The following is a 13,617-nucleotide window of genomic DNA, read 5'->3' as shown; positions in this document are numbered from 1 at the left end:
GTGAGTGAATCCCTGCCGCCTTGTCCGGAATGTTCCAGCGAATACGCCTATGAGATGGGTGCACTGCTCGTCTGCCCCGAATGCGGCCATGAGTGGGAGCCCGCGGCCGAAGGTGACGACCCGGGGGAGAAGCTCATCAAGGATGCCGTGGGCAACGTGCTTGCCGACGGCGACACTGTCACGATCATCAAGGACCTGAAGGTCAAGGGCAGCTCAGCGCCCATCAAGGTGGGCACGAAGGTCCGCAACATCCGCCTCGTGGACGGCTTCGGCGACCACGACATCGACTGCAAGGTGGACGGCTTCGGTCCGATGCAGCTCAAGTCGAGCGTGGTGAAGAAAGCTTAGACCGCCTGCAGGGCGCCCAGCGCCCGCACTAGCGGTTCGAGTTCCGGTACGGCTCCGGCCTCTTCGAGGGCCTTTTCCAAAGCCTCGTCATGCACTGGCCGGGCGGCCAGCAACAGCTTCTGCCCGGCGTCCGTCAGCTCGGTGTAGATTCCGCGACGGTCGTCCGCGCAGAGGATCCGGGTGAGCAGCGCGCGGTCTTCGAGGCGGTTGACCAGGCGCGTGGTGGCGCTGCTCGACAGGGCCGTGGCGCGCGCCAGTTGCTGCATGCGCATGTGCCAGCCGTCCTGGCGGCTGAGGGCATCGAGCACGGTGTACTCCACCACCGACAACCCGGCGGCCGACTGCAACGCCTTCTCCAGGGCTGCCTCGATGGTTCCGTGCAGTGCGGCAAGCGTCCGCCAGCCCTGCGCCCGGACTTCGACGGCGTCGTCCTTGATGCCCATGTTCCCGTAACTCCTGCCGATAGGGCGCGCAACCATATATGCAGCGCATGCAACTAATATCCTACGGCGACGTGCGCCGCACATCCAGCCCGGGCTAAGGAGGGGCCTATTGCCGGTCCGGGATACCGTCCGGACCGTCTGTCCTCCGGGGCGTGGGGTCACCGGGGCTGACACTGCCCGACGTCGGCCTGCCGGCTGCCGCCTGCCCCGCTTCCTTTTCCGCCTGGAGCCGGTCCCTCTCGGCCCGCTGGAGTACCTTCATCTTCTTTCCGCGGCTGCGCCACATCTGGACCAGGACCACCAACACCACCGCCGCCACGAACCCGGCGATTGCCGCGACGAGCGAGGCCGTGCGGAAGCCGGGAGCGTCGACGTCGAGCACCCGCTCACCGGCGTGGGCGCCGTTGCTGCTGCCGAGGGCGATGGAGAGGGTCAGCAGGTTCGGTGTCGAGATCGCGACGCCAAGCACCACGAGGGCGATCTTGAAAGGCCAGCCGACCTTCCTGTTCAGCCCGATCAACGCGACGAGGGCCGCGGCGAAGGTGAAGACGAAGCCATAGAACATCCCGGCCAGGATCCCGGCGGAAATGCTGCCGTTGACCTGTTGCCCTATGGTCTGGGACCACCAGCGGGGAAGAAAAGCGGCGAGGGCGAAGTAGGAGATGACGGCGAAGACCAACGCGACAAGTATCAGGATGATCTTGGCGCCCCAGTTGCCTTTTTTCTTAGGGGATACCGGCGCTTGTTCTGTCATGGCTCCCATCATGGCAGAGGATCATTCACCGTCCTCCATGCTGCCGCGGGCCGCGGGCCGCTCGAGGATCTCCCCGCCGCTCTGGCAGCCCGGACAGTATTGGAAGGACGTCCCCACATACGCCAGTTCCTGGATGGTGGTGCCGCAGACGGGGCAGCTCTCGCCGGTGCGGCCGTGGACCGCCATCGACGCCTTCTTGGCGGCCTTCAGTTTGTCCGGACCGAGCCCCTCCAGCGCTTCGGTGGCGTCCCCCAGGACCTGGCGCATGGACGTATAGAGCCTGCCCACCGATTCCGGGTCCAAGGATGCGCCTGCTGCCAGCGGCGAGAGTTTGGCGGCGTGCAGGATCTCGTCGCTGTAGCCGTTGCCGATGCCCGCGATCCGCTTCTGGTCCCTGATGATGTCCTTGATCCGCTGTTTGGAGGCGAAGAAGCGGGAGAATTCCTCGAGAGTGAAACCCGGGTCGAGCGCTTCCGGCCCGAGTTCCGCGACGCCGGGTACGTCCTCGGGGTCATGCACGATGAAAACGGCCAGGCCCTTCCACCTGCCCGCGTCCGTGAGCTCCACTTCGAAGTCCGTGCCGTGGTTGCTGAAGCCGAAACGGGCAGAAATGTATCCCGGAGCGGACTTGCTCCCGGGCTCCGGCTCCGGAGCGTCCTTGATCTCGGGAAGCTCTGCGGACAAACGCAGCCAGCCGGCCTTGGCGAAGCTGACCACGATGCTCAACGCGCCGCCTTCGTCCGCGTATTCGGCTGAATCGGTGGCCGCCGACGTCTGGAACACCAGGAACTTGCCATGCCGGTGCACACGTCTGACGGACCGCCCCACCAGGATGTCCGGATCGAAACCCGTGCTCTTCAACGCAAAGGCGGTGGGGAACTGGACGCTCACCACCGTGGCGCCCGCCAGCCGGGCGTCGAGGTAGGCGGCCAGGGCCGTGAGTTCTGGAAGTTCAGGCATGGCGATGCTCCTCCAAGGGAACTTTCTGGCAGGGCGGACCCTCTTGCGCCCATCATCCCAGAGACCCTGGGGAGGCGGGAGGAATGTGCCTATACTTTCAGCGGCGGCTGGAACCCTGCTCCGCCGTCGTGGTCCTCAACGTCCTGATGAAAGGCGACCGATGAGCAACATTCCTGCCGACCTCTCCTACACCGCCGAGCACGAATGGGTGGCTGCCCCCAACGCCGATGGCGTCGTCCGCATTGGTATCACCGACTTTGCGCAGGACGCCCTGGGTGACGTCGTCTACGTCCAGATGCCCGAACCCGGCACCACCATCACCGGCAATGAGGTGGTAGGCGAGGTCGAGTCCACCAAGAGCGTCAGCGACATCTACGCCCCGGTAAGCGGCGAAGTCATCGCCCGGAACGACGCGCTGGACAGCGATCCCGCCCTGATCAACTCCGATCCCTACGGCGAAGGCTGGCTCCTGGAGATCAAGCTCGCGGAAGCCGACGCCGTTGAGTCGCTGCTCAGTGCATCTGAGTACGAACAGCAGGTAGGCTAAAACCATCTGGTCCGGCACGCCGGTTCCCCCGCAAGGGTGAACCGGCTGGACCAGCAACCCGTTTGGCCCGGCGGAACCGGGCAGAAGCGAACCGGTGTCTTTTGGGGGCGCCGGCGGATGAGGAGGATTTCCATGGTTGGCGGCGAACAGAACCCGGTCCCGGGCCGGTCCGAAGGACTGGATCAGCCGACGTCGGAGACCACCTCGATCCAGCTCACCCCTGTCAGCAGCGAACCCGGTGTCACCCCGCGGCTGCTCGCCGAAGAGCGCGCGGCCGTGGATGCCCTGCCCCCGGGGTCCGCGCTGCTGATCGCCCACAGCGGTCCGAACGCCGGTGCCCGTTTCCTGCTGGACTCGGACAGTACGACGGCGGGACGTCACCCGGACGCCGACATCTTCCTCGACGATGTCACCGTGTCGCGCAAGCACGTCGAATTCCACCGCACCCCGGGCGGCTTCGAAGTGGTGGACACCGGCAGCCTCAACGGCACCTATGTCAACCACGACCGTGTGGACAGCGTGCAGCTGAAGAACGGCAGTGAAGTCCAGATCGGCAAGTTCCGACTCACCTTCTACCTGAGCCCTGCGCGCGCTGCAGGGCGGGCCTGAATCCGGAGTACCTGCCTGTGGCACTTGCCCAGCCGGAACGGCGTGGACCCCAGGTCCTGAACATCGGCGAGGTCCTCGCCCAGCTGAGCGACGACTTTCCCGCGATGACGGCGTCGAAGATCCGCTTCCTTGAAGAAAAGGGACTGATCAACCCCAAGCGGACCCCCGCGGGGTACCGCCAGTACGCGGAAAGCGATGTGGAGCGCCTTCGCTTCGTGCTGGCGCTGCAGCGCGACCAGTACCTGCCGCTGAAGGTCATCAAGGACTACCTGGACGCGATCGACCGCGGAGAACGCCCGGAGAACCTTCCGCCGGGCGTGACTGTTTCCCCGCGGATCGTCTCTGACGAGCTCGCGGCCGAACTCCACGGCAGGGCCCGGGCCCTCAGTGAGGAGCAGCTTCGCGCCGAGTCCGGCGCCAGCGTTCCGCTTCTGCAGTCGCTGCTGGACTTCGGGCTGATCAGCCACGTCAACGGGAAATTCGACGAGCACTCCCTGCAGGTGGCCCGCGCCTGCGTGCAGCTTGAAAGCCACGGCCTGGAGCCGAGGCACCTGCGCCCGTTCCAGGCGGCCGCGGACCGCGAGTTCGGGCTGGTGGAACGCGCGGTGGCGCCGCTGATGTCCCGCAAGGACGCGGCCTCGCAGTCACGTGCGGCGGAAGCGGCACGTGAAATCAGTGAACTTTGCCTCACCCTGCACCGGGCCCTGGTGCAGGACCGGATCTCGCGCATGGAATCCTGATGATTGAAGTCGAAATTGTCGGAGTGCGGATCGAGCTCCCCTCCAACCAGCCGCTGGTCCTCCTCAAGGAGATCCAGGGGGAACGCCATGTGCCCATCTGGATCGGCACGCCCGAGGCCAGCGCCATCGCCTTGGCCCAGCAGGGCGTCGTCCCGCCGCGGCCGATGACCCACGACCTGCTTGTCGACGTCGTCGAGGCCCTCGGCCACGCTATCGTCAGCGTGAATATCGTCGCCGTCGAGGACAACATCTTCTATGGCCAGCTCCAGTTCGACGACGGCACCACCGTCAGCTCGCGGGCTTCGGATGCGCTGGCCCTCGCGCTCCGCGCGAAGTGCCGCATCTGGTGCGCCGACGCCGTGATGGAAGAGGCCGGCGTCCGGATCACCGAACACGACGAAGGGGAAGAGACCGGGCCGGGCCCCAGCGTGGACGAAGAGCGCGAGATGCGCCGCTTCCGTGAGTTCCTCGACGATGTGGAACCCGAAGACTTCGAAGGCTGACGGCTTCCTAACGTTAAAGTCGAAGGTGAAAGTTTCGACACGACGTGAAATTGCCCCAAGCGTCTTTGACCTTGGGCCCTCGCGCGCCTAACGTCGGAGGTATCAAGTTCCCGTTGCATGCGCAGCAGGCGTGGCCCACACTGGAGAGTGCGGATACGTCTGAAATTACACGTTTGACGTTCCATCCGTGTGGCATATGTATGCACCATCCCCAAGGGAACTTCGGACAAGGAGGGTCACGTGAGTCCCAAAGGCGAAGCAGGCGAGCTGAAGCAGGCCTCGATTGGTGTTGCTGCGCCCGCTAGCGGTGCCCAGGGTCTTCTTTTCACCGAGGACCTGCCCGTCCTCGACGAAGACGCAGGCTATCGTGGCCCCACCGCGTGCAAGGCTGCGGGCATTACCTACCGTCAGCTCGACTACTGGGCACGCACCGGCCTGGTCGAGCCCGCCGTGCGCGGCGCCGCCGGCTCCGGATCGCAGCGGCTCTACGGTTTCCGGGACATTCTGGTCCTGAAGGTCGTGAAGCGACTCCTGGACACCGGGGTTTCCCTCCAGCAGATCCGCACCGCCGTCGAACACCTGCGTGAGCGCGGCGTCGAGGACCTCGCGCAGATCACCCTGATGAGTGACGGCGCAAGTGTCTACGAATGTACTTCCGCGGACGAGGTGATCGACCTCGTCCAGGGCGGACAGGGCGTCTTCGGCATCGCCGTCGGACGTGTCTGGCGCGAAGTGGAAGGCAGCCTCGCCGAACTCCCCAGCGAACACGCCGCCGAGCAGGCCTTCCCCGACGACGAACTCAGCAAGCGCCGCTCAGCCCGCCGCACCGGCTAGCCGGAAACGGCCCCAGACAACAGGAAAGCCGCCTTCCATTGGGAGGCGGCTTTCCCTGTTGGTCAAGAATCAGGCTTAGCGGCGAACAGGATCAGCGGCGGCGTTCCCGCAAGCCGTTCGAGGCGAGCAGGTTCTCCAGAAGCGTGTCGAAAAGCTTTGCGGTGCCCTTGGCCGAATCGCCGGGCCAGTGGTGCACGGCGTGCGCGGCACCCTGGATCTGCTGCCAGTTCGCCTGCTCGGGGATGTGCGGGGTCAGCAGGAGCTCGCCGAACATCGATTCCATCTCGGCGAGACGGAACCCGTGCTCGGAGGAGCCGCTCCGCACGCGGTTCGCAACGATGCCCGCCGGTGCCAGCTGCGGGGCGAACTCCTGGCGGAAGAGCTGGATGGCGCGCATCGTGCGTTCCGTGCCGGCCACGGAGAAGAGGCCCGGCTCGGCCACCAGGACCACGCGGTTGCTCGCGTTCCACGCCATGCGGGTAAGCCCGTTCAGCGACGGCGGGCAGTCCACCAGGACGAGCTGGTAGGCACCGGCACCGGCAAGCACCGCCGAAAGGCGGCGGAGGTCGCGGCGTCCGAGGTCAGGGCGGTCGTAGATGCCCGTGAACGCAGAGCCGACGGCGACATCCAGGACGGCGTGGCCGTTGCCCGTGGCGGGGGAACCGGATCCGGCCGGGGCTGTGTTCTCCGGAATCTGGCCGACCCAGCCGCTCGCCGCCACGTTCTCGTTCAGGCGCGCTTTGCGGGGGTTCTTGAGCATCCGCCCGATGTCGAGCTGCCCGGCGGGCTGGACACCCAGTGCGGTGGTTGCGTCCGCGTGGGGATCAAGGTCCACAACCAGGGTGGGAATGCCGGCAGCCAGAGCCGCCGATGCGAGTCCCGTCGTTACTGAGGTCTTGCCCACGCCGCCCTTGAGGCTGCTGATGCTGACTACTTGCACTTGAAAACCCAAAACCTAACGCCGGTTGCCGTGTAGCTGTGGTGAGTGTCCCGGCCCCGCCGGAACGGGGGCCTGGCTGACGCCCCAGAACATTCTATGTGGACCGGCCGGGGATTCACGGCTTCGCCGTTCCCGGGGCCCGCCGTGGGCCGTTCAATAGCATGCTCGAGGGGGTTGCGAGCGAAGGTGGACTTCACGTGACGGCCGCCATTGTGATGGTCGACACAAAGATTTGTGTTTGTCCGGGCCGTTCTTACACACTGTGACCACCGACCGGTTACACCCGCAATGATGCAGGAGAAGTATGTTTTCCAAAATTCTGGTGGCCAATCGCGGCGAAATCGCGATCCGTGCCTTTCGCGCCGGCTATGAGCTGGGCGCCAAGACTGTAGCGGTTTTCCCTTATGAGGATCGAAACTCGATCCACAGGCAGAAAGCCGACGAGGCCTACCTTATTGGTGAAGAGGGCCACCCGGTCCGCGCTTACCTGGACGTTGCGGAAGTCGTCAGGGTCGCCAAGGAGGCCGGAGCGGACGCCATCTACCCGGGTTACGGCTTCCTGTCCGAGAACCCGGACCTCGCCCGCGCTGCCAAGGCCGAAGGCATCACCTTCGTAGGCCCGCCTGCCGAGGTCCTGGAACTCGCCGGCAACAAGGTGGCCGCGCTCGAGGCGGCCCGCAAGGCAGGTGTTCCGGTCCTTAAGTCCAGCGCGCCCTCCCGTGACATCGACGAGCTGATCGCCGCCGCGGACGAGATCGGCTTCCCGATCTTCGCCAAGGCGGTTGCCGGCGGTGGTGGACGCGGCATGCGCCGCGTCGAGACCCGCGAGGCCCTGCCCGAGGCCCTGCAGTCCGCCATGCGCGAAGCCGACGCCGCATTCGGCGACCCCACGATGTTCCTGGAGCAGGCCGTGCTGCGCCCGCGCCACATCGAGGTGCAGATCCTCGCCGACGCCGAGGGCAACGTCATGCACCTCTTCGAGCGCGACTGTTCGCTGCAGCGCCGCCACCAGAAGGTCATCGAGATCGCCCCGGCCCCGCAGTTGGACGACTCCATCCGCCAGGCGCTGTACCGCGACGCCGTCGCCTTCGCCAAGGCCCTGAACTACGTCAACGCCGGCACCGTGGAGTTCCTCGTGGACACCGCCGGCGAGCGTGCGGGCCAGCACGTCTTCATCGAGATGAACCCGCGCATCCAGGTGGAGCACACGGTCACCGAGGAAATCACCGACGTGGACCTCGTGCAGGCCCAGATGCGCATCGCCGCCGGGGAAACCCTCGCCGATCTTGGCCTCAGCCAGGACACCGTCTTCATCAAGGGTGCCGCCCTGCAGTGCCGCATCACCACCGAAGACCCGGCCAACGGCTTCCGCCCCGACGTCGGAAAGATCACCGGCTACCGCTCCGCCGGCGGTGCCGGTGTACGGCTCGACGGCGGCACTGTCTACTCCGGTGCCGAGATCAGCCCGCACTTCGACTCCATGCTGGTCAAGCTCACCTGCCGCGGCCGCGACTACCCGGCCGCCGTCAAGCGCGCCCGCCGCGCCTTGGCCGAGTTCCGCATCCGCGGTGTTTCCACCAACATCCCGTTCCTGCAGGCCGTGCTCGACGACGAGGACTTCGTGGCCGGAAACGTCGCCACCTCCTTCATCGACGAACGCCCCGAACTGCTCAAGTCCCGGGTCTCCGCCGACCGCGGCACCAAGCTGCTGACCTGGCTTGCTGATGTCACCGTCAACAAGCCCAACGGCGAACTGAAGGTGCACTCGGACCCGGCCGCCAAGCTGCCCGCCGTGGACGGCAAGGAGTTCCCGGCAGGGTCCCGGCAGAGGCTGCTCGAGCTCGGCCCCGAAGGCTTCGCCAAGGCACTGCGCGAGCAGACCGCCGTCGCCGTCACGGACACCACCTTCCGCGACGCGCACCAGTCCCTGCTGGCCACCCGCGTCCGCACCCGCGACCTCGTGGCCGCTGCTCCCGCGGTGGCAGCACTGACACCGCAGCTGCTCTCGGTCGAAGCCTGGGGCGGCGCCACCTACGACGTCGCGCTCCGCTTCCTCGGCGAAGACCCCTGGGACCGCCTCGCCGCCCTGCGGAAGGCCTTGCCCAACGTCTGTCTCCAGATGCTGCTCCGCGGCCGCAACACGGTGGGCTACACCCCGTACCCGGAGGAAGTCACTGAAGCGTTCGTCAACGAGGCTGCAGCCACGGGCATCGACATCTTCCGCATCTTCGACGCGCTGAACGACGTCAACCAGATGGCCCCGGCCATCCGGGCGGTCCGTGCCACCGGCACCGCCGTCGCCGAGGTCGCCCTCTGCTACACGGCCGACATGCTGGACCCGGAGGAGAAGCTCTACACGCTCGACTACTACCTTGAGCTGGCCCAGCGCATCGTGGACGCCGGCGCGCACATCCTCGCCATCAAGGACATGGCCGGCCTGCTGCGCCCCGCCGCTGCAGCCAAGCTGGTCTCGGCCCTGCGTGAGCGTTTCGACCTGCCGGTGCACCTGCACACCCACGACACCGCGGGCGGCCAGCTGGCCACCCTGCTGGCAGCCGTGGACGCAGGGGTCGACGCCGTCGATGCCGCCTCCGCCTCGCTCGCCGGAACCACCAGCCAGCCTTCGGCATCCGCGCTCGTGGCTGCCCTGGCCCACACGCCGCGGGACACCGGCCTGGACCTGGCATCGGTCAGCGCGATGGAACCCTACTGGGAGGCCGTGCGCCGCGTCTACGCACCGTTCGAGTCCGGACTTCCGGGCCCGACAGGCCGCGTCTACCAGCACGAGATCCCGGGCGGCCAGCTGTCCAACCTGCGCCAGCAGGCCATCGCCTTGGGCCTCGGCGAGCAGTTCGAAGCCATCGAGGACATGTACACGGCCGCCGACCGCATCCTCGGCCGCCTGGTCAAGGTCACGCCGTCCTCCAAGGTGGTGGGCGATCTTGCCTTGCACCTGGTGGGCCTGAACGCCGATCCTTCGGACTTCAACGAGAACCCGCAGAACTATGACATCCCGGACTCCGTTATTGGATTCCTGTCCGGCGAACTGGGCGATCCTCCCGGAGGCTGGCCGGAGCCGTTCCGCACCAAGGCCCTGCAGGGCCGCAGCATCAAGGTGCGGGACGTGGAACTGAGCGCCGAGGACAGCGCCGCACTCAAGTCCGATTCCGCCACCCGCCGCCGCACCCTGAACCGGCTGCTTTTCGCCGGTCCCACCAAGGACTACCTCAAGAGCGTCGAAAGCTACGGCAACCTCTCTGTGCTGGACACGCGGGACTACCTGTATGGCCTGCAGCGGGGCGTCGAACATGTGATCGAGCTGGAGAAGGGCGTCCGCCTGATCGCCTCCCTCGAAGCGGTCTCCGAAGCCGACGAGAAGGGCATGCGCACCGTCATGTGCAAGCTCAACGGGCAGTCCCGCCCGGTGGTGGTGCGCGACAAGTCGGTGGTCAGCAACGTCAAGACCGCCGAGAAGGCCGATCCTTCCCAGCCGGGCCAGGTGGCCGCACCGTTCGCCGGTGCCGTAACCGTGACCGTCAAGGTGGGAGACACCGTCAACGCCGGTGACACCGTTGCCACGATCGAGGCGATGAAGATGGAAGCATCCATCACGACGCCGGTGGCCGGCAAGGTTTCGCGCCTGGCCATCAACGCCGTCGAACAGGTCCAGGGCGGGGACCTGCTGATCGTCGTCGAGTAACACTCTGTAAGTGAAAGGACCCCGTCCGGATTCTCCGGACGGGGTCCTTTCACTTGTTGAGGCTCTGCTTACGCCCGGGGCGCAGCGTACATTTCCTCGATGACGGTCTCGTAGTCCTTCATCACTTGGGCGCGCTTGACCTTCATGGATGGGGTGAGGTGGCCGGACGCCTCGGTGAAGTCCGAATCGACAATCCGGAAGGACTTGATGGCCTCGGCCTGGGACACCGACTGGTTGGCCTTGCTGATCAGTTCCTGCACCGCAGCCCGGACCACCGGGTTGCCGGCGGCTTCCTTGAGGCTGGTGCCCGCCGGCAGGCCGTGGCGTTCCAGCCAGCCGGGAAGGGCTTCCTCGTCCAGGGTCACCAGGGCGCCGATGAAGGGCCTGTTGTCACCGAGCACCAGGACCTGCGAGACGAGCGCATCGGCCCGGATCTGGTCTTCAAGCAGCGCGGGGACCACGTTCTTGCCTCCGGCCGTGACGATGATTTCCTTCTTGCGGCCCGTGATCTTCAGGAAGCCCTGATCGTCCAGTTCGCCGATGTCGCCGGTGCGGAACCAGCCGTCCACGAACGTCTCCGCGAGAAGGTCGTCGCGCTTGTAGTAGCCCTTCATGACGCAAACGCCCTTGGTGAGGATTTCGCCGTCGTCCGCGATCCTGACCGCATTGCCCGGCAGGGGAGCGCCTACGGTGCCGATCTTGATCAGCGAGGGGGTGTTCACGGACACCGGGGCAGTGGTCTCCGTCAGTCCGTACCCCTCGAGGATCTGCAGGCCGATGCCTTGGAAGAAGTGGCCCAAGCGTTCCCCCAGCGGGCCGCCGCCGGAGACCGCGTGCGCGACCTGGCCGCCCATGGCCGCCCGGAGCTTGCCATAGACGAGGCGGTCGAACAGCGCGTGCCGGAGCCGCAGGCCCAGGCCGATGGACCCGGCCTGGCGTGCCTTGGAGTAGGCGATCGCGGTGTCCGCGGCCTTGTGGAAGATGCCACCCTTGCCGCCGTCCTCGGCCTTGCTCAGCGCCGAGTTGTACACCTTCTCGAAGACCCGCGGCACCGCCAGGATGAAGGACGGCTTGAAGCTCTGGAGGTCCGAGAGCAGGTTCTTGATGTCCGGGGTGTGGGCCACCTGCGCGCCGGCGGCGACGGCCAGGACCGAGATGAAGCGGGCGAACACGTGGGCGAGCGGCAGGAACATGATGGTCCGGGCGTGCTCGTTGACGACGTCGCCCAGGGAAGCCAGCGCGTTCTCGGACAGTTCCACGAAATTGCCGTGCGTCAGTTCACAGCCCTTGGGCCGGCCGGTGGTGCCCGAGGTGTAGATGATGGTGGCGGTGTCAGCGAGCACCGCCTTGCTGCGGCGGGATTCCAGTTCCTCGTCGCTGACGCCGGTACCGGCGCTGCGCAGCAGGTCCAGTCCGCCGCCTTCCAGCTGCCAGACATTGGCCACGGTGCCCAGGTCCTGACCGGCCACGGCCTGCCGGATGATGTCCTCGTGGTGCGCCGCCTCGGCGAAGGCCGCCACGGCGCCGGAGTCGCCGAGGTTCCAGGCGACCTGCGAGGGCGAGGACGTTTCGTAGATCGGGACCGAAATGCCGCCGGCGAACCAGATGGCAAAGTCCACCAGGGTCCATTCGTAGCGGGTGCGGGACATGATGCCCACCCGGTCACCGGCCTGTACGCCGTTGGCGATCAGGCCCTTCGCCAGGGCGGACACATCAGCGAGGAACTCGCGTGCGTGGATGTCCTGCCACTGGCCGGCGCCGTCCAGCTTGGCGAAGAGTGCGGGGTTGGACGGCTTGTTTGCCTGCCGGATCACGAGGTCCGTGATGTTGGTTTCAGGGGCAACATTTACAAGGGGCGGAACACTGACTTCACGCACGATAGCTCCTTTGATATCAACAGACCAAAACAGGGCTGCTCTAACTCTAATACGCCCGTTGTCCGGGTGTGTCCGAGTTCACCTACTGGCGAGTAACTTTACGGCGAAGCCCGGAAATCCGCCAATGCACAGGCGTTTGGACGTGTTGCTTTCCCACCCTCCGATCCCGGCGGATACCCCGCACCGGGAATAGGATGGCGGGATGCTGAGAACCTCACCGCCAAGCGGGTCCAGGATGCGGAAGGCGCCCTGGCCCGCTTCCGCCGCCGTCCGCCGTCGTGGTCCTGTCCGGAAAGGGGCCGCGTCCTGCGCTCCCGGGCAGGAGAGGAGGGTGGCCGCGTCCGCCGGGCACTCCCGGCTGGGACGGCGGGGACTGGCGATTGGAATCGACATCGGCGGCACGAAAGTGGCCGCCGGCGTCGTCGACGCCGAGGGCAGGGTCCTTGAGGAGCGGCGCCGTGAGACGCCCGGAAGCGATCCGCGCGCCGTGGAACGCGTCATCGTGGAACTGGTGCAGGAACTCGGCGAACATCACCGGATTGCCTCCCTTGGGATAGGCGCGGCCGGTTGGATGGATCTCGACGGCGGCACCGTGCTGTTCAGCCCGCACCTCGCCTGGCGCAATGAGCCGCTGCGGGACAATCTGCAAAAGCTCCTGCGCAGGCCGGTCCTCCTGACCAACGACGCCGATGCCGCCGGCTGGGCGGAATGGCGTTTCGGGGCCGGACGCGGCGAGAGCCGCCTGGTGTGCATCACGCTGGGCACCGGCATCGGCGGCGCCATGGTGATGGACGGCCGGCTGGAACGCGGGCGGTTCGGGGTTGCCGGGGAGTTCGGCCATCAAGTGGCTGTGCCCGGCGGGCACCGCTGCGAATGCGGCAACCGGGGCTGTTGGGAACAGTATGCTTCGGGAAACGCGCTGGGCCGGGAAGCCCGGGAACTCGCGCGCCGGAAGTCCCCCTTGGCCTACGAGCTGCTGAAGGCCAGCGGGGGCGTGGTGGACGACATCACCGGGCTGACGGTTTCCCAGCTGGCGAAGGCCGGCGATCCGGCGTCCAGGGAACTGCTGGAGGAAGTCGGGCAATGGCTGGGCCTGGGCCTGGCCAACCTTGCTGCCGCGCTCGATCCGGGGACGTTCGTGATCGGCGGCGGCCTGTGCGACGCCGGTGAACTGCTGGTAGGGCCGGCCCGGCAGGCATTCACACGCAACCTCACCGGCCGCGGATTCCGTCCGCCGGCGGAGATCAGGTTGGCCGAGCTCGGCCCGCGCGCCGGGATGATCGGCGCGGCCGACCTCTCACGGGTCAGCGGCAGGATGCAGGGCTAGGCGGCCAGGCCAGGGCTAGGCGGCCAGGCAACCCG

13 protein-coding genes are annotated in these 13,617 nt (G+C 66.7%); 8 read left to right on the top strand and 5 right to left on the bottom strand.

Going from position 1 to position 13,617, the window contains the following annotated elements; all coding sequences use genetic code 11:
• A complete protein-coding gene (locus DWV11_RS02400) occupies window positions 1-348 on the top strand; it encodes a zinc ribbon domain-containing protein YjdM (protein WP_115787352.1) in 348 nt (115 codons plus the stop codon).
• Here DWV11_RS02400 and DWV11_RS02395 read toward each other — a convergent pair.
• From DWV11_RS02395 to DWV11_RS02385, 3 genes are all read right to left on the bottom strand, one after another.
• Window positions 345-791 carry a MarR family winged helix-turn-helix transcriptional regulator gene (locus DWV11_RS02395; RefSeq protein WP_115787303.1) on the bottom strand — a complete coding sequence of 149 codons (447 nt, stop codon included), beginning with the start codon at window positions 789-791 and terminating at the stop codon, window positions 345-347. The two genes, DWV11_RS02400 and DWV11_RS02395, sit on opposite strands and share 4 nt — an antisense overlap.
• A gap of 106 nt (window positions 792-897) precedes the next feature.
• Window positions 898-1,545 (bottom strand): hypothetical protein, encoded by a 648-nt coding sequence (locus tag DWV11_RS02390; RefSeq protein WP_210725647.1) that lies wholly within the window; start codon window positions 1,543-1,545, stop codon window positions 898-900.
• 21 nt (window positions 1,546-1,566) lie between these two features.
• Entirely contained in the window at window positions 1,567-2,505 is a 939-nt protein-coding gene (locus tag DWV11_RS02385; protein WP_115787302.1) for a DNA-formamidopyrimidine glycosylase family protein, read from the bottom strand.
• Window positions 2,506-2,665: 160 nt separating this feature from the next.
• Here DWV11_RS02385 and gcvH point away from each other — a divergent pair, with 160 nt between their 5' ends.
• The 5 genes from gcvH to DWV11_RS02360 all read left to right on the top strand — a co-directional run bounded on the left by gcvH (window position 2,666) and on the right by DWV11_RS02360 (window position 5,738).
• A complete protein-coding gene (gcvH, locus tag DWV11_RS02380; RefSeq protein ID WP_115787301.1) occupies window positions 2,666-3,052 on the top strand; it encodes a glycine cleavage system protein GcvH in 387 nt (128 codons plus the stop codon).
• 132 nt (window positions 3,053-3,184) lie between these two features.
• Window positions 3,185-3,661 carry an FHA domain-containing protein gene (locus DWV11_RS02375; RefSeq protein ID WP_115787300.1) on the top strand — a complete coding sequence of 159 codons (477 nt, stop codon included), beginning with the start codon at window positions 3,185-3,187 and terminating at the stop codon, window positions 3,659-3,661.
• 17 nt (window positions 3,662-3,678) lie between these two features.
• Window positions 3,679-4,401 (top strand): transcriptional regulator FtsR, encoded by a 723-nt coding sequence (gene ftsR, locus DWV11_RS02370; RefSeq protein ID WP_115787299.1) that lies wholly within the window; start codon window positions 3,679-3,681, stop codon window positions 4,399-4,401.
• Window positions 4,401-4,904 carry a bifunctional nuclease family protein gene (locus DWV11_RS02365; RefSeq protein ID WP_115787298.1) on the top strand — a complete coding sequence of 168 codons (504 nt, stop codon included), beginning with the start codon at window positions 4,401-4,403 and terminating at the stop codon, window positions 4,902-4,904. The genes ftsR and DWV11_RS02365 overlap by 1 nt, the downstream gene beginning before the upstream one ends.
• Before the next feature lie 240 nt (window positions 4,905-5,144).
• Window positions 5,145-5,738 (top strand): MerR family transcriptional regulator, encoded by a 594-nt coding sequence (locus DWV11_RS02360; protein WP_115787297.1) that lies wholly within the window; start codon window positions 5,145-5,147, stop codon window positions 5,736-5,738.
• A 91-nt stretch (window positions 5,739-5,829) separates the two neighbouring features.
• On the opposite strand, the gene DWV11_RS02355 is transcribed toward DWV11_RS02360, so the two are convergent.
• The gene (locus tag DWV11_RS02355; protein WP_115787296.1) at window positions 5,830-6,678 is read right to left on the bottom strand and encodes a ParA family protein; all 849 of its coding nucleotides are present in this window, start codon (window positions 6,676-6,678) and stop codon (window positions 5,830-5,832) included.
• Window positions 6,679-6,982: 304 nt separating this feature from the next.
• On the opposite strand from DWV11_RS02355, the gene DWV11_RS02350 reads away from it, so the two are divergent.
• Window positions 6,983-10,378 (top strand): pyruvate carboxylase, encoded by a 3,396-nt coding sequence (locus DWV11_RS02350; protein WP_115787295.1) that lies wholly within the window; start codon window positions 6,983-6,985, stop codon window positions 10,376-10,378.
• 68 nt (window positions 10,379-10,446) lie between these two features.
• Here DWV11_RS02350 and DWV11_RS02345 read toward each other — a convergent pair whose 3' ends face one another.
• Complete coding sequence (locus DWV11_RS02345) at window positions 10,447-12,255, bottom strand: AMP-dependent synthetase/ligase (protein WP_115787294.1); 1,809 nt, start codon at window positions 12,253-12,255, stop codon at window positions 10,447-10,449.
• 202 nt (window positions 12,256-12,457) lie between these two features.
• Between DWV11_RS02345 and DWV11_RS02340 the strand changes: the two genes are divergently transcribed.
• The gene (locus tag DWV11_RS02340) at window positions 12,458-13,582 is read left to right on the top strand and encodes an ROK family glucokinase (protein WP_425452037.1); all 1,125 of its coding nucleotides are present in this window, start codon (window positions 12,458-12,460) and stop codon (window positions 13,580-13,582) included.
• The last annotated feature ends 35 nt before the right edge of the window (window positions 13,583-13,617 follow it).

The organism is Arthrobacter silvisoli, from assembly GCF_003369445.1.
Taxonomy (GTDB): Bacteria; Actinomycetota; Actinomycetes; order Actinomycetales; family Micrococcaceae; genus Arthrobacter; species Arthrobacter silvisoli.
This window is presented reverse-complemented; position numbering and strand designations above follow the sequence as displayed.